At 37.8% G+C, this 17,067-nt stretch carries 16 protein-coding genes and 3 riboswitches; of the genes, 14 read left to right on the top strand and 2 right to left on the bottom strand.

From position 1 onward, the window contains the following. Positions 1-4: 4 nt before the first annotated feature. Positions 5-745 (bottom strand): DUF3888 domain-containing protein, encoded by a 741-nt coding sequence (locus tag HXV90_RS04220; protein WP_054550159.1) that lies wholly within the window; start codon positions 743-745, stop codon positions 5-7. A 90-nt stretch (positions 746-835) separates the two neighbouring features. Between HXV90_RS04220 and HXV90_RS04215 the strand changes: the two genes are divergently transcribed. After that, positions 836-1,255 (top strand): hypothetical protein, encoded by a 420-nt coding sequence (locus tag HXV90_RS04215; protein WP_269898463.1) that lies wholly within the window; start codon positions 836-838, stop codon positions 1,253-1,255. 31 nt (positions 1,256-1,286) lie between these two features. Here the strand turns inward: HXV90_RS04215 and HXV90_RS04210 are convergent, their stop codons facing one another. Further along, a complete protein-coding gene (locus HXV90_RS04210) occupies positions 1,287-2,768 on the bottom strand; it encodes an Lsa family ABC-F type ribosomal protection protein (RefSeq protein ID WP_269898462.1) in 1,482 nt (493 codons plus the stop codon). Positions 2,769-3,332: 564 nt separating this feature from the next. Then, a riboswitch (cobalamin riboswitch) is annotated at positions 3,333-3,512 on the top strand. Between the two features lie 174 nt (positions 3,513-3,686). Here HXV90_RS04210 and metE point away from each other — a divergent pair. The 13 genes from metE to nrdF all read left to right on the top strand — a co-directional run bounded on the left by metE (position 3,687) and on the right by nrdF (position 17,066). Then, entirely contained in the window at positions 3,687-5,984 is a 2,298-nt protein-coding gene (gene metE / locus HXV90_RS04205; protein WP_269898461.1) for a 5-methyltetrahydropteroyltriglutamate--homocysteine S-methyltransferase, read from the top strand. A gap of 147 nt (positions 5,985-6,131) precedes the next feature. Then, a riboswitch (cobalamin riboswitch) is annotated at positions 6,132-6,324 on the top strand. 149 nt (positions 6,325-6,473) lie between these two features. Then, complete coding sequence (gene nikA / locus HXV90_RS04200; protein ID WP_066036744.1) at positions 6,474-8,090, top strand: nickel ABC transporter substrate-binding protein; 1,617 nt, start codon at positions 6,474-6,476, stop codon at positions 8,088-8,090. Positions 8,091-8,161: 71 nt separating this feature from the next. Then, a complete protein-coding gene (gene nikB, locus HXV90_RS04195; protein ID WP_269898460.1) occupies positions 8,162-9,115 on the top strand; it encodes a nickel ABC transporter permease in 954 nt (317 codons plus the stop codon). A gap of 2 nt (positions 9,116-9,117) precedes the next feature. After that, the gene (locus HXV90_RS04190) at positions 9,118-9,927 is read left to right on the top strand and encodes an ABC transporter permease subunit (RefSeq protein ID WP_227744871.1); all 810 of its coding nucleotides are present in this window, start codon (positions 9,118-9,120) and stop codon (positions 9,925-9,927) included. A 13-nt stretch (positions 9,928-9,940) separates the two neighbouring features. Then, positions 9,941-10,711, top strand: coding sequence for an ABC transporter ATP-binding protein (locus tag HXV90_RS04185; protein WP_269898459.1), 771 nt, complete (start codon positions 9,941-9,943; stop codon positions 10,709-10,711). Between the two features lie 9 nt (positions 10,712-10,720). Then, entirely contained in the window at positions 10,721-11,527 is an 807-nt protein-coding gene (locus HXV90_RS04180) for an ABC transporter ATP-binding protein (RefSeq protein WP_269898458.1), read from the top strand. Between the two features lie 190 nt (positions 11,528-11,717). Continuing rightward, positions 11,718-12,083 (top strand): DUF2089 domain-containing protein, encoded by a 366-nt coding sequence (locus tag HXV90_RS04175; protein WP_004229931.1) that lies wholly within the window; start codon positions 11,718-11,720, stop codon positions 12,081-12,083. A 12-nt stretch (positions 12,084-12,095) separates the two neighbouring features. Then, positions 12,096-12,482: an SHOCT-like domain-containing protein gene (locus HXV90_RS04170; RefSeq protein WP_016991732.1), complete on the top strand. Its 387-nt coding sequence runs from the start codon at positions 12,096-12,098 to the stop codon at positions 12,480-12,482. Between the two features lie 9 nt (positions 12,483-12,491). Next, complete coding sequence (locus HXV90_RS04165) at positions 12,492-12,773, top strand: hypothetical protein (RefSeq protein WP_048392756.1); 282 nt, start codon at positions 12,492-12,494, stop codon at positions 12,771-12,773. Between the two features lie 370 nt (positions 12,774-13,143). Beyond that, positions 13,144-13,321, top strand: a riboswitch (cobalamin riboswitch). A 118-nt stretch (positions 13,322-13,439) separates the two neighbouring features. Next, positions 13,440-13,664 carry a glutaredoxin family protein gene (locus HXV90_RS04160; protein ID WP_004229925.1) on the top strand — a complete coding sequence of 75 codons (225 nt, stop codon included), beginning with the start codon at positions 13,440-13,442 and terminating at the stop codon, positions 13,662-13,664. Continuing rightward, positions 13,661-14,020: a class Ib ribonucleoside-diphosphate reductase assembly flavoprotein NrdI gene (gene nrdI / locus HXV90_RS04155; protein ID WP_048392755.1), complete on the top strand. Its 360-nt coding sequence runs from the start codon at positions 13,661-13,663 to the stop codon at positions 14,018-14,020. Before HXV90_RS04160 ends, nrdI begins: the two co-directional genes overlap by 4 nt. After that, positions 14,017-16,110 (top strand): class 1b ribonucleoside-diphosphate reductase subunit alpha, encoded by a 2,094-nt coding sequence (gene nrdE / locus HXV90_RS04150; protein ID WP_269898457.1) that lies wholly within the window; start codon positions 14,017-14,019, stop codon positions 16,108-16,110. The genes nrdI and nrdE overlap by 4 nt, the downstream gene beginning before the upstream one ends. Then, positions 16,098-17,066, top strand: a complete 969-nt coding sequence (gene nrdF / locus HXV90_RS04145; protein WP_004229921.1) for a class 1b ribonucleoside-diphosphate reductase subunit beta — start codon at positions 16,098-16,100, stop codon at positions 17,064-17,066. The genes nrdE and nrdF overlap by 13 nt, the downstream gene beginning before the upstream one ends. The last annotated feature ends 1 nt before the right edge of the window (position 17,067 follow it).

Below are 17,067 nucleotides of genomic sequence, written 5' to 3'. Positions count from 1 at the left end.
TTTTCTATATATACCATGGTAACAGATCCTCCATTTTCTTACCTGGCTTACTTTTTTTATCTTTTACGATCCATGTGCCGTCTTTCTTTTGCAACTGATAGCTTACATTTGTACCATCCGCCCTTTTAAAGAGCATATAACCTATATTACCCTTGATAAAAGTGACAGGGTCTATGACATTTTTGTAGGGAATCTTTCGCTCAGGAAATAAAATATGGGTCACTATTTCCTCTGCAATCCTAGCAAGGGATTTCATATCATTATTAATTTCAGCTTGATATTGCAATTGATCGTATCGGTAGGAAGTATACGATGCTAAGTCCAGTTTAAAACTCTGCTGTATATCTAACAGTGTTGCCCTATAGAATGCGTTTATTGCCTTTTCTACATCATCTGCCTCATGTATATAGCGAAGTGTGCTGACACCAGTTGGACTGACTTCAAACGTAATGATTTCCTTACTGTAGGGTGGGGAATGTGCATGCTCAAAGGTCGTAACTTCCACGCTAACTTTAAAGCTAAACTGACTTTCTTTGACAATTTTTAAAATTTTCACATCATACAAGCCATACTGCTTAGGATAGCCATAGTAATGATCAATTTCCTTTTCAATAAATGGATTAAGGATTGTAATGAATGTGTCCCTGATTAGTTGATCATCAGTTTGTTCACTTTGCGCATAAATCTTACATGGCAGAATGAACATAGTGAAGATAGCCATTAAAACATAAGCAAATTTTTTCATGGAATAGTGACCTTTCTGCAGGATGATACTTTATAGAGTGCACCAATCACAGCAAATTATCGAGTATTTTTAAAGAAAGGGAGTTGAACAATGGAAAAAATAATAATGCCCTTTTTATGTATGCTTTTGTTATTTCCAACAGCTACTTCGGGATCAGAACCTGAAGGCTTAAAATGTCCAAATCCAGATGTATTGATGAAAACAACGGAGAAAGACAAAGACGAGCTTAGTCAAGCATTAGCTGACATCATTCCAAAAGTATATGGCTCAAGCCCTAATTATCAGGAGTGGCAAATTGAGGTGATAAAGCCCATGCCCATATTAACTGGCATGGAGGAGAATTACTATAAAATGGCGGTGAACTTCTGTGGAGAAAATGTGGCTAATCACTCCTGGTTTGTTCGATTAAGGTTTCCAAGATTACTGCCAGCGCAAAGTGCATCACTAGGTGAGCTATATATCGTAAAAGAGACAAATTCTAAATGGATCCATTGGTTTCAATATCATTAAAAAGGAAGAATCCATAAATGGATTCTTCTCTTTATGACATCGCTATCGTTTTCGTTGCTACAGTTTGTTGAAATGCCTGATCATGCTCAACAATCACCATTGTGAGATGAGAGCTTTTTATGAGCTCTTCAATCTGCATGCGTGAATAGATATCAATAAAATTGAGTGGTTCATCCCAAATATATAAATGAGCCTTCTCACACAAGCTTTTAGCAATCAGCAGCTTTTTCTTTTGCCCACCAGAATAATGAGAGATATCCTTCTCAAATTGAATACGCTCAAAATCCATCTTGCGCAGGATTGATTTAAATAACGTCTCATCAATACCATGCTCTTCAATAAATTCCGATAGCAATCCCTTTAAATGGGATGTATCCTGCTGAACATAGGAAATGACTAGACCTGAAGCTAACTTTATCGAGCCTGTATGTTGGATGGGATTACCTAGAATAAGTTTTAACATACTACTTTTTCCGCTTCCATTTTTGCCATCTAAAACAACTCGATCCCCTTGTGCCACTTTGAAGCTAATAGGCTTATTCACGATATGGTCATCGTACCGAATCGATACAACCGTGACAACAACCATTTCTTTTGATGGGTATGCCAATGGCTCTACTTTCAATGACTCGGTTTTTTCAACATTTTTTAGCAGTTTTGATTTTTCCTCAATAGCTCTTTGTTGTCTGGATTCCAGGTTCTTCGCTCGTTTCATCATCTTGGCTGCTTTATGTCCAACAAAGCCTTTGTCCAGTTTGGAACCTGAATTGGTTGTGCCGTTTTTGGAGGCTTCCACTTGATTAGACCAACCTGACGAACGCTTTGAGGATTGTTTTAATCGGTCGATATCTTTTTGCAGTCGTTGATTGGTTACTTCTTCGTGTTCCTGCTGACGATCAAAATTTAACTTCCAAGAAGAATAATTTCCACTTTGAACGTCAATATTGGCTCTATTAATCGATAGGATATGGTCAACACAGCCATCTAAAAAGCTTCTGTCATGTGAAATTAAAATAAATCCTTTTTTCCTGCGAAGATAATCGGAAACCGTCTTTCGTGCATCCGTGTCTAGGTGATTGGTTGGTTCATCAATTAATAAAAATTGACCCTCTGTCAAAAACAACGCAGCAAGCAGCACCTTTGTTTGTTCGCCATTGGATAATGTTTTAAAAGGACGATACATGACCTCCGCATCTACATGTAGGTAAGCTATTTCACGTAGACATTCCCAATCTTCTGCCTGAGGACAAATTTCCTCAAATATTTCATGGGTATATTTATTTGGATCAGAAACTGGATAGGGGAAATAAGTGAAGTCTACAGAAGAGATGATTTTTCCGCTATACTCATAATTTCCTAATAACAACTGGAAGAATGTTGTTTTACCTCGTCCGTTTCTACCGATAAATCCAAGTTTCCAATCCGTATCGATTTGAAAGTTGACGTTCTCAAAAATATTGTCAAAGCTGCTTGGATAAGAAAAAGTTAGGTTTTGTACTTGTATCATGGACATGATAATTCCTCCTTTGTATTGCAACAGATTACTTTTCATACAAAGTCGGTCTATCCATCTATGGTTGATTTCTCCGTATAAGCAGATGGATATTAACGACTTATACGGAGTGTTACATGCGTTACAATAGTTTCTGAATCGCTCATATTTTTCCTCTCCTTTATGGGTAAATGAAAGGTACAAAATCAACTATGAAAGCAAGAAAAAATCCCTCCAATTGTGCATTGGAAGGATTAGTCTTTCTCTGAATAAATGCGATTTGCCATGTGTGTCATGACAAATAAAATGCAAACTGATAGTTAAAAATGGATAGACTAACCCTATATTTTGTGTTTGAAATCATTCAATTCAAATAAAAATATAGTTTAGTTCTTCATTGTCCATTCATCAGTCCTCTCATAATTGTCTTTTTATAGTAACAAATTTTTTTACAGAATACAATGTAACCTTATTTTCATTTAGTACTATACAATAATTCCTATAATATTTATAGAAATAATTTATATAATAGTTGAAAAATAATTTCTACTATTCTGAAATATGTGCTATAGTAGGAGCATAATTGAATATTGTGTAAGACTTGGTGCCAAATGAAAGTTTGGCTTAAAAGGGAAGTCGGTGCAAATCCGACGCTGTCCCGCAACTGTAATTCGGAGCAAATCACAAATGCCACTGGGGAAACTGGGAAGGCTGTGAGGCGTGTTGATGGAAAGCCAGGAGACCTGCCAATTTCTAGTACACACCAAATACCTACGTGGAAATAGGTGGTGAAAAGTGACCAAATAGGCACTGTGCGATAACGTTTATGCGAAAGTAGATACTTTTTCGTATTGTTTTAGCATTATTAATTTTAACATGCAGCCATTTTCCTAATAGGAGAATGGCTTTTTATTTTTTCTAAAAAAGGAGCTTAAAAACATGAACTATACAAGTACATTGATCGGTTATCCCTATATAGGGGAGGAACGCGAATGGAAAAAAGCACTAGAAGCATTTTGGCGCAATGAACTTTCTGAGGAGGACTTTGAGGAAAAATTAAAGAAAATCCGTTTATCAAGAATAAACAAGCAGCTGCAACTTGGAATCGATATGGTGACAGTTGGCGACTTTACGTTTTACGATAGAATGTTAGATACAGCTTTGATGTTTGGTTTAGTTCCAAAGCGCTTTAACTGGCAAGGTGGTAAAGTCGATTTTCATACCTACTTCAGTGTAGCAAGAGGAGACAAAACAGCCGTAGCTAGTGAAATGACAAAATGGTTTAATACAAATTATCACTACATTGTTCCAGAGTATGAGGGACAAGCCTTACAACTAACAGAAAATAAAGTGTTAGCCGACTTTTTAGAGGCGAAGGAAACTTTCGGTATCATTGCGAAGCCGACACTAATTGGTCCCTATACATTTTATAAGTTAACGAAAGGCTACAACAAATTAACACAGATTGAGTACTTATTAGCTTTATTACCACTCTATACGCAGGTATTAAAAGAATTAGTGGATGCAGGTGCCACTTGGATTCAGCTAGAAGAGCCATCCCTCGTCTTAACACTTGATCCAGCAGAGATAAAGCTGGTGAAAGAAATGTATGACCAGTTAGCCACTGCCGTTCCTGAGGCTAAAATAATGCTACAGACTTATTTCGAAGCTTTAAGTGCCTATGAAGCATTAAGTACATTGCCTGTTCAAGGATTCGGTTTGGACTTTGTTCATGGCTATAAAGGAAATATGGCGTCACTTCGTCAATTTGGTTTCCCGCAGGATAAAGTATTAGGAATAGGGGTAGTGAATGGCCGTGATATTTGGCGTTCAAACCTGGCGGAGGTCAATGCGACGATTCAAGCCATTGAACAGCTAAGTCATGCGGCTGAACTATGGATTCAACCATCAAGTAACCTACAGCACGTTCCAATCACAACCTCTCTTGAAAATGAACTTGACCCTGTTTTAAAGCAGTCTCTGGCCTTCGCAGATGAGAAAATCGTAGAAATCACGGGGCTGACTAAATATAGACGAGATAAAGATGGTTCCTTACAACATAATTTTTCAGAAAGTATGAAGGCGATTGAGGCTCTAAAAAATCATCCAATCCGCCAAAATAAGTTAATTCATCAAGCCGTTCAAACTGTGACAAAGCAAGATTTTGAACGACACAGTAATTTTACGAAGCGACAAACGATCCAACAACAAGCCTTAGGATTACCGCTGTTTCCAACAACTACAATCGGTAGCTTCCCGCAATCAGATGAAGTGAAAAGAAATCGTAATGCGTGGCGAAAGAAACAATTATCGAATGAAGCCTATGAAACATTTTTAGAAGACGAAACAAAGCGCTGGATCTCCATACAAGAGGAATTAGATATCGATGTACTTGTTCATGGTGAATTTGAGCGTACAGATATGGTCGAATATTTCGGTGAAAAGCTGACTGGCTTTGCCTTTACAGAGAAAGCGTGGGTTGTTTCATATGGATCACGCTGTGTGAAGCCTCCGATCATTTATGGAGATGTTGCATGGGCTTCACCAATTACCGTAAAAGAATCCGCCTATGCCCAAAGCCTAACGAAGCGATTTGTAAAAGGCATGCTGACAGGGCCAGTAACAATATTAAATTGGTCCTTTGTGCGAGATGATTTGTCCCGTAAAGATGTCGCTTATCAAATTGCATTAGCACTCCGTAAAGAGGTGGAAGCACTAGAAAACGCAGGTATATCAATTATTCAAGTGGACGAGCCAGCGTTAAGAGAAGGTTTACCGCTTAGAAAGGAGGAATGGGGGGCTTACTTAGAGTGGGCTGTCAATTCCTTTAAGCTTGCGACATCTAGTGTCAAAGATGAAACACAAATCCATACACATATGTGTTACTGCGAGTTTAATGATTTCATCGAACCAATTAGCGCACTAGATGCAGATGTGATTTCCATAGAAACATCACGAAGTCATGGGGAACTTATTACCTCACTACAAGCACAGCCCTATAAAAAAGGAATTGGCTTAGGCGTCTATGATATTCATAGCCCTCGTGTACCAAGCGAGGATGAAATGCTCGCTATTATGAAAGATAGTCTACAGGTGCTGGACCGTTATCAATTCTGGGTGAATCCAGATTGTGGCTTAAAAACGAGAAAAGAAGATGAAACCGTTGCAGCTTTAGCGAATATGGTTGCTGCTACTAAAACGTTGCGTCAAGCTGTACAGCAATCTACATCAAGCTAACGAAATGATTTTTAATCTACCACATCTACTCTCCAATAACGAAGACTAGGGTAAATCCCTAGTCTTTATATGTTACGTCGATATATATATTATCTTCAGAAAGTAAAATTGACGTGAACATGCGAGCATGTTATGTTTATTACTAATTTCATAGCAATCATTACAAGTTTGAGTGAAATCGTCTTTCATTCAATTAAAAGGAAAATGGGTGAAAATCCCATGCTGTCCCGCAGCTGTAAATGAGGAGTTTTGTTTCAAATACCACTGAGTGAGTACTTGGGAAGGTGAAACAAAATGATGATTCATGAGCCAGAATGCCTGCTTGTAAGAAGATTCATTGATGATCTACGAAAGATAGGGAGATGGATGGAGACTTGCTCATCGTGGGTTTTTCTGTCCTTATTCTTTTTTAGAATAAGGTTTTTTTATGCCTTCTCTTCTTCAACAAGTAGATGTATTTGTACTACGAATAGAGATAGGAGACAGAAAATGAGATTGACAAAGTATTTACTTCCTTTCCTGCTTGTCCTGACGTTCAGTTTACTTGCTGGCTGTACAGGCACGGATGAAGAAAAGGAAAAGACCTCAGCAAACCAAACAGATGAAAAAATAATAACGATTGGCTGGCCATTAGATGTCGGTCCATTGAATCCTCATACATATTTACCGAATCAAATGACTGCCCAAGCAATGGTTTATGAATCCTTGGTGGAATACAATGATGATGGTACTGTTACGCCTAAGCTCGCCGAAAGCTGGGACATCTCTGAGGATAAAACTTCGTATACTTTCCATCTAAGAAAAGACGTGAAATATTCAGACGGCACTGCATTTAATGCAGATAATGTCATTCGTAACTTTGACGCCGTTTTAGCGAATCGAGACATGCATTCTTGGATGGGCATGGTTAACCACATGAAAGAGGTTGTAAAAGTAGATGATTTTACAATTCGTCTGCAATTGGATGAGCCTTATTATCCAGTCTTAAACGAACTTGCCTTCGTCAGACCTTTCCGTTTTTTAGGGGATAACGGATTCCCAAAGGATGATATGACGCAAGATTCTATCAAAGCACCGATTGGAACAGGCCCTTGGGTATTAACTGAATACAAAAAGGACGAATATGCATTATTTAGTCGCAATGAAAACTATTGGGGAGAAAAACCACTAGTTGAACAAATAAAAGTAAAAATTATTCCTGACTCAGAATCTATTTCATTAGCATTTGAAAACGAAGAATTAGATTTAATTTATGGGCGTGGCATTATTAGTTTAGATAACTATACGTATTTAAAAGACAGTGGCAAATACAAAACTGCTACCTCTGAGCCTTTATCTACGAAAGCACTGCTATTCAATACACAATCTGGTCCATTATCTGAGCTAAAGGTACGTCAAGCCATTCAATATGCTATTAATAAGGAACAAATGGTCGACAGTATTACACATGGTACGGAAAAAGTAGCGAACACATTGTTCTGGGATGCGATTCCTTATGCCAATATAGATTTAGCACCTATTGTATACAATCCAGAAAAAGCCCAACAATTGCTAGATGAGGCAGGGTGGTTATTACCTAAGGGTGAAAAAATTCGTTCAAAAAACGGACAGCTGTTGTCTTTAGATTTGATTTACATTGCATCCGATGCGATTCAAAAACCAATGGCAGAATTAATGCAAGGTGAACTCGCAAAAATTGGCGTTCAGTTGAATTTAGAAGGGGCAGATGTAATGGTCGGTCTTCAAAAATTGATGGATGACCAGGTGGATATTAATTTCTGGCGTACCAATGGACCACCTACAGATCCACATAGCTTTGCAAATGAATCAGCTACACCAAATGCTAGTGGTGTGTACGAGGCGAAATTAGGCCTAGCAAACGCCAAAGAAATCGATACGAAAATTCACCAATTATTAGTAGGAACAGATGAACAGGAACGCGTGCAGCTTTACACGAATATTTTAACGATGTTTCATGACCAGGCACTCTTTTACCCTATTTCTTACGAAACAAATAATGTGATTTATCAACCATCTCTAAAGGATTTTGCACCACGTGCATCTGAATATGATATACCTTATGCACAAATGGCTAAAGAAAAATAAAAGTGGAGGAGAGAGTGTGTCTAGCAGAGACAGCTCTCTCTTTATCATAGGATTGAGTAGGAAGTGACAGCATGTATGAATCAACATGGATCTTTTGTTTAAAAAGAATTTTAACATTGCCCTTTGTCTTATTAGGCGTTTCCATCCTAACCTTTGTATTTATTCGTTTTGTTCCTGTAGAGCCTGCTGAAGTCATACTACGTTTGGCAAGGGTTGCGCCAACAGAGGAAGCCATTCAGGCATTACGTGAGGAACTGGGAACAGACAAGTCGTTTTTTCTTCAATATTTGCTATGGGGAAAGGGCGTAATCCAGCTAGATTTTGGAACATCTTTTGTTAGTAAATTACCTGTGGCACATGAACTATTCGTGAAATTACCCGCAACCATTGAATTAGCTATTGCTGCGTTTATCCTCATTTTAGGGCTAAGTATTCCATTCGGAGTAATAAGCGCATTGTATAAGCACACCATCATCGATAAAATCATACGATTCTTTAGCATATTGAGTGTGTCGATTCCAGCCTTTTGGTTAGGTTTCCTATTACTCTATTTATTTAGCTTAAAATTAGGACTCTTTCCGACAAACGGGAAGGGCACACCTGCTCATTTAGTTTTACCCGCCTTCGCACTGGCGTTACCAACAATTGGATTATTCGTTCAGCTTATCCGTTCAACCATCCTAGAAGAATTACAGCAGCAATATGTTCAATATGCACGGCTAAGAGGATTAAAAAGCTCCGTGATTCTTATCCGTCATGTTTTGCGAAATGCTGCTATTCCCTTGACTTCCTTGCTAGGCATGACCCTTGGCAATCTTTTAGGTGGAGCCGTGATTGTGGAGCAGGTTTTTAGCTGGCCCGGACTCGGCAGGTACTTAATAGAATCCATTATGAACAGGGATTATCCAGTTGTACAATGCTATGTGTTAATTATTGCGGTTATCTATGTGCTTGCCAATTTATGTACAGATATATTGCATCGTTTATTGGACCCTCATCTAATGATGAAGGGTAGGAGAGATTAAAAATGAAATTTGTACGAACAAAAAGTGGCAACTTAACAGGATTAATCAGTCTATTCCTCCTTGTCATTACTGGCTTATTAGGACTGTTGGCGCCAATTTTAATGCCACACGACCCTTTTGCTGTCGATATTGCTAAGAAATTTTCAGTCCCGTCTTGGGACTATCCATTAGGTACAGATCATTTAGGAAGGTGTATCTTGTCACGCCTTCTTTTAGGTATTCGTTATTCTTTAGGTTCAGCGCTCATCATTCAGCTAGTCGCTATTGTTTTAGCTATCCTACTGGGTGCTTTTGTAGCGTTGAAAAGAGGATTAATTGATTTTCTTTTTATTCGATTATGTGATATTTTATTAGCCTTTCCGACACTCGTACTTGCATTTGGGCTGTTAGGTATATTAGGTCCTAGCTTAAAAAATGTTTTAATAGCGCTCATTTTCACACAGCTTATTTATTATGCAAGAATGATCCGAGGTTTGTTTATTGGCATCAATGAGAAAGACTTTGTTCAAGCTGCTAGGATAACGGGCACTACAGGTATCCAATTAATTAGACGCCATTATATACCCAATCTATTGCCATCTATTGTCACGATTGTCGCATTAGATATCGGGAAGGTGATTTTAGAAATTGCAGGCTTTTCCTTTATCGGACTTGGGGTGCAGGCACCGATTCCAGAATGGGGCATGATGATCAATGAAGGAAAGCAATACATGAGACAGCATCCTGAATTAATGCTTTATCCAGGACTTGCCATCATCCTTGTTGTGTTATTGTTTAATCAATTAGCAAATCGTTTAAAAAGGCTTGACTAGGAAAGGGGAAGTTATGGAGAAAGTTTTAGAAGTGATAGACCTCACAGTCAAAATAGGGGAGAAAAATATATTAACCTCTATCAACCTGACAGCTTATAAAGGGCGAGTCCTAGGAATTATCGGGGAAAGTGGCAGTGGCAAGTCTATGCTTTGCCATGCCATCATGCAAACATTACCGTCCTTTGCCCATGTCAGCCAAGGGGAAGTACTCTATCTGCAAGAAAATTTATTAAACGTTTCAGCTACTAAATGGAGAGCTTATCGTGGCAGACATCTTTCGATGATTTTGCAAAACCCACCCGCTGCATTTGATCATATTCAAACGATTGAAAGTCATTTTCGAGAAACATTAAAAGCACACTTTAAGCTTACAAAAAAAGAAATGAGACAGATCGCCCTTGATGCTTTGAAAAAAGTTCATTTACCTCAGCCAGAGCAGCTCTTGTCCTACTATCCTTTCCAGTTAAGTGGAGGCATGCTACAGCGTGTGATGATTGCTCTGTCAATGGCGATACAGGCCTCCCTCTACATCGCAGACGAGCCTACGACTGCTCTGGATACCATCAATCAGAAACAAGTATTAACACTATTTAATCAAATTCGCTCAGAAACAGATGCTACCATACTCCTTGTCACGCATGATTTAGGTGTCATTGCTGAGCTTGCGGACGATGTGGCTGTGATGTATCAAGGAGAAATCGTTGAGCAAGCAAATGTTTTTGATTTTTTTGATGCGCCTCAGCATCCCTATACCAAGAAACTTTTACAAGCGAGAATGCTATGAGGTGATAAAATGACGCTACTAGAAGTAAAAAATATTGAGAAATACTATGCGCAAAGACCATTTCTATTCAAACGAGGACAGGAAGCCCCTGTATTAGAGAATGTGACATTTTCACTTCAGGAAGGAGAATGTCTTGGCATCGTCGGTCAAAGTGGTTCTGGAAAAAGCACATTAGGGCGCATTATTTTAGGGATTGAACGACCAACAAACGGAGAGCTGATCTTTCAAGGTGTCAATTTATACGAAGCACCCAGCAAAGAGAAAAAAATGATACGAAGAAATTTACAGGCTGTTTTTCAAAATAGTTATCATTCATTTAATCTAAAACAGACGATTTTCGAAATACTCGAAGAACCGTTTTTGAATTTCGAGCATTTTAGCAAAGCAGAGCGACAACAGAAAGTAAGGGAATTACTAGACTGTGTAGAGTTAGAGTGGGCAATGGCTCAAAACTATCCCTCACAGCTAAGTGGGGGACAGCAGCAACGAGTCAACATTGCTAGAGCTCTTGCATTAAAGCCGAAACTGATTGTTTTAGATGAGGCCATTAGTAGTCTTGATATGATTTTGCAAAAGACGATTATAGAGCTACTGCAAAGACTTCAAAAAGAGCTACAGCTTGCTTATCTATTCATTTCACATGATTTACAGGCCACACGTTTTATGTCAGATCGCATCCTTGTGATGCAGCATGGTCAGCTAGTGGAGGAGATAGGCAAGGATGGGACATATCAGCACCCCGCTTCACAAGCGTTATACAATGCAATTTTGCCATCACACCCGCGGGAAAGAAAAAAGAAGGATAGACCCAATTAAACAGAAACGCCATTTTGAGAAATTAAAAATGGCGTTTTCTTAATTTTTAAAGCAATATAGAAACAAAAATAAATAAAATTAATCAAGATATTAATTTTATTTATTTTTTAATTAAAATTATTAATATTATTATTTACATCTTTAATTTCTTTATTATATAATCAGCTTAACTTAAAGGAAGGAGTTCACTATGGCTTATCAAGTAATCACAAATTGTCCTGTCTGCAGTAAAACATTAAAAATTACGAAGTTACAGTGTTCTCATTGTCACACGACCATTGAAAATGAGTTTGAATTGTCGAAGCTAGCATCCTTATCACAGGATCAGCTTCATTTTGTGGAAGTATTTTTAACCTGCCGAGGAAATATTAAAGAGGTTGAAAAGGAACTGGGGGTTTCGTATCCAACAGTTCGAGGCAAGCTAAATGATATTATTTCATCCCTTGGCTATGCTCAAAAGAAGAAAAATGAAGTAGATGAGAAAAAAATTGTAAGCATGCTTGAAAATGGCGAAATCACAACAGATGAAGCCATAAAGCTCTTAAAAGACGAATAGGGAGGAACGACCATGAAAGAGGAAATTACAAAAGTGTTAACGATGATTCAAGAGGGCAAAATTGATGCGGATAAAGGATCAGAGCTGATTCAAGTGCTACAACAGAAAGAAGAATCAGAGAATAAATTTGTGGAAAAAACAAAGTATTTAGATAAAACGTTAAAGGTCCGTGTTGTATCCACCGAAAATGATAATGTCACGGTAAATTTACCAATTAAACTTGTCAAAGCCGTATTGATGGCAGGACACAGCATCGCTGCAAGTATTCCGCAATCTGAAAAATACGTAAAAGATATCGACATCAATCTTCTTCTTGAAGCAATTGAAAATGAACTAGATGGACAAATTGTAGATATAAAATCAGCAAACGGAGATTCCGTTGCAGTCTTCATTGAGTAGAGGCGACGAATGATGCATGTAAAAGTGAAAGCAAAAGACGTTCGCTTTACCGTCCCTGTTCCCTATACTGTGCTAACCATTGTCCTCTCCATTTTAACTTCTAAATGGATTCAGCAACAAGCCAATAAGTGGACAAAGGCATACTTCGATAAAAAGAAAATAGACTTTACCTTTCCCCTCATCGACAAAGAAATGTTAAAGCCGATTATCAAGGAACTACAAAATTATAAAGGACTTGTGCTAGTCGATGTCAAAGCTCAGGACGGGACTGAGGTTAAGGTTAGACTATAATCCCAATGATAGAATGGTAAGAGCATGTTATGATAAAAGCATGCTCTTTATTAATGTAATGAGCATCATTTGAAATGGGTAAGAGATGATCATTATTTCAGGACTTACGATAGAGACAACTATTTTTCAATGGTACATAAAATAGAAGATTTCTTTAAACTCAAATTAGAATTCTAGATCCATTTTAATAGAAAATCACGTACATCGTTAAAAATAGATTTTTGATTTGGGTATAAGTGATTAGTGGTAATCTATTTGGAACTACATAATTAAAAATACTGAATAATCCAAAAATAAAGAAGTTTAGAATCTTGATTTACTTTTCATTTGAAGGATGGTACACTTAAAACTATTGAACAACAACTATATATTGTGTTCGTTTTACAAAGGTACTACTACATGTAGTTTAAAAGGGAAGTTCGGTACAATTCCGACGCTGTCCCCGCAACTGTGAAGCTGACGATGATTGCAACCACTGTGCATTTGCATGGGAAGGGAATCAGAGAATGAAGCAAAGCCAGGAGACCTGCCTTTATAAAACAAATTTATCATTTCTTCGGGGATTAAGAGATGGGAACGTCAGTATTTTTGGTATGTTAACGTTTCCATTTAGCCTATCTCTTTAGAGGAGATAGGCTTTTTTATTTTATGAAAAGAGGGATTTCTATGAAACTTTATACGAAAACAATTTGTCCAAAATGCCTATGGGTAAAATCTGAACTACAACGTGCAGGACTTGAAGCTGAAATTGTTAACATCGATCACGATGAACAAGCAAAGCAAACGATTATTGACGCAGGTTTTTTAAGTGTGCCTGTTTTAGAGATGAATGAAACTTTCATAGGAGATGTTCAGGAAATTGTTTCTCAAATTGAGTTGATTGCCCTATGATTGTTTACGCGAGTCGTACAGGTAATGTCCGAAATGTTGTATCCAAATTAAAGGCAGAATGTATCGAGCTCTCGGAAGAATTGCGATTGAACAAGCCATATCTCTTAATTACCTACACAGATGGTTTAGGTGACATTCCAGCAAAGGTACAACGTTTCTTAGAAAAAAACAGGGATTTTTGTAAAGGAGTAGTTGCCAGTGGTAATAGTAACTTCGGTCATCATGTATTTGGCGCTGCTGGTGAGAAAATCGCTGCTACCTATCATGTACCCTTAGTAAGGAAATTAGATTTACGAGGTAATCAAACGGATTACGAAGCAATACAAACGTTTTATGAAACGAGGGTAATGAGATGAAAACCTATTTAAAGCTTAATAATGACGTACTGAATCGTTATAGTACAACTGGATTACTTGAGTTAGAAAAGGACCGCGAAGCTACGCGCCGCTACTTTTTAGAGTATGTTAACGTACGTTTGCGTTATTTTATAGATATTGAGGAAAAAATACGCTATTTAGTTGATGAGGGCTACTATGAGAAAGCATTTATCGACATGTACGAAATGGAATTTATTAAGAAGCTGTACAAGAAAGCCTATGATTATAATTTCCGCTTTCCATCCTTTATGAGCGCAAGCAAATTTTACGATAGCTATGCTATGAAAAGTCGTGATGGGGAAGAAATCTTAGAAAAGTATGAGGATCGTATTGTCATTATTGCTTTGTATTTAGCTCAAGGCAACACGGCTCTAGCAGAACGCTCTGTCGAAGCAATGATGGAAGCCTATCAGCCTGCAACACCAACTGCTTTAAATAGTGGTAAGAAAGCACGTGGTGAATTAGTCAGCTGCTTTAAATTATCAATGGATGACTCCATGAATAGTATTGCTGAAAATATTGGCTATTGTTTAGAGCTATCACGCCTTGGTGGTGGAGTTGGGGTCAACTTAACTGATTTACGTCCATTAGGTGATCCAATTAAAGAGATATTAAATCGTGCAAGTGGTGTCATCCCAGTAGCGAAACTGTTAGAAAATTCTTTCAGTTATTCTAATCAGCTAGGGCAACGAAATGGCTCAGGTGTTGTCTATCTAAATATTTTCCATGCAGACATAGAAAATTTCATTTCATCAAAAAAACCAAATGCTGATGATAAAATTCGCCTCGCAACCCTTTCAACAGGGATTATTATACCTAGTATTTTCTTCGAACTGATGAAACGTGATAAGGATATTGTGTTGTTTAGCCCATATGATATTTTTAAAGAATATGGTAAACGTATGTCTGAAATTTCTATTTCAGACATGTACTACGAGCTACTTGATAACCCTAAAATTCGTAAAATTAAACGTTTAAATGCACGAAAGCTTTACACAGAGGTGAAAAAAGCACAATTTGAATCAGGCTATCCGTTTGAAATCTTTGATGATAATGTCAATAAGGTACATCCTTTAAAAAATATTGGACGTGTCAAAATGTCCAATTTATGTACAGAAATCTTACAAGTACAAGAGACAAGTATCATTACGGACCAGGATCAACCAAATGACTATGGATTAGATGTATCGTGTAACTTAGGTTCCATCGATATCCATGCAGCAAGTAAAGTCAAGGATTTCGGCGCATTAGTCGATACAGCCATGCACCTATTAACGAATGTATCGCAAATGACGCATATTAAGAATGTTCCGTCTGTTGCAAAAGCCAATCAATTAATGCATTCTGTAGGGCTTGGCTGTATGAACCTCCATGGGCATCTCGTGACAGAAGGCATCCTGTACGGCTCAAAAGATTCCATTGATTTCATGGATCACTTTATGGAAGCGATGAACTATTATTCTCTGAAATCTTCGATGGAAATGGCGAAAGAAAAAGCTGCAACCTTCTACCGATTTGAGGACAGTGATTATGCATCAGGTAGCTATTTTGACCAATATATCAATAAAACTGAAGAAGAACTATCGCCTGCTGTGTTGAAGGCGCTTGGCAATATTCCAATCATCACAAACAAGATGTGGGAAACGTTAAAGCAGGATGTAATGCAGTACGGTCTATTCCATTCCTATCGTTTGGCTATTGCACCAACTGGTAGTATTTCATATATTCGTAGCTGTACGGCTTCAATCGCACCATGTACAGAGCGCGTAGAGGTTCGTGATTACGCCGATAGTAGAACCATTTATCCAATGCCTCATTTAACAAATGACAATAGTCATTTATATGTGGAGGCGTATGATGTAAATCCGTATGATTTAATTGATTTATATGCAGCTTCTCAAAAGCACGTTGACCAAGGTATTTCCATGACGCTTTATGTAACGGACAATTGGACAACCGAACAATTGGCTAAAGTATACATTTATGCGTGGATAAAAGGCATTAAGTCTGTTTACTATGTTCGTCAACGATTACAAAGCTTAGAGGAGTGTGTAGCATGTCAAATATAATTTATGAGGCAGTCAATTGGAATAAGGCAACAAGTGAGCTTGCCCAAATATTTTGGGACCAGCAATGGAAGCAAATTTGGTTTCCAGAAGAAATTGCGGTCAGTAAAGATATTAAACAATGGAAAAGCTTTGAGCATCAGGACACATATAAAAAAGTATTTGCAGGATTAACCTTACTGGATACTGTACAAACAAATATCGGAATGAATCGTGTTGCTGCTTATACAGACGATTTACAGGAAAAGGCTGTCCTAACCGTTTTTGATGCATTCGAGGCGATACATGCCAAGTCCTATTCTTATATTTTCACAACGCTTTGTACAAACGAAGAAATCGACGAGCTATTTGAATGGGTCAAGAAAAATGAATTTCTACAGTATAAAGCCAATAAAATAGCAGACATTTATAATAGTATTGAAGAAGGCAATCCAGAGAGCTTATGGAAAGCGATGTTTTCATCCGTTATGCTTGAATCTTTCCTGTTTTATTCTGGCTTTTTCTATCCACTATACTTAGGAGGACAAGGCTTCCTACGAAACAGTGCCGAGATTATTTCACTCATCTTGCGCGATGAATCTATCCATGGGGTAGCAGTTGGATTTTTTGCTCAAAATTTATTCAAGCAATTTTCAAAGGAAAAGCAAGAAGAGCTACATTTATGGGGCTATGAGCTATTATTAGATTTATATCAAAATGAAATGAAGTATACAGATGATATTTATGCGGAAACAGGATTATCACCTGAAGTGCGAGCATATGTACGTTATAATGCTAATAAAGCTTTAATGAATGTCGGCTTTGAAGCCATGTTCCCAGAAGAGGAAGTCAATCCAATTGTGATGAATGGTATTCGTAATGAAGGCTCCACATATGATTTCTTTTCACAAAAGGGTGCTACCTATGCCAAGGCAAAAGTTGCGCCAATCACAGATGACACATTCAATTTTAATCGTTAAG

This window comes from Lysinibacillus sp. JK80 (assembly GCF_027557635.1).
Classification (GTDB): Bacteria; Bacillota; Bacilli; order Bacillales_A; family Planococcaceae; genus Lysinibacillus; species Lysinibacillus capsici.
This window is presented reverse-complemented; position numbering and strand designations above follow the sequence as displayed.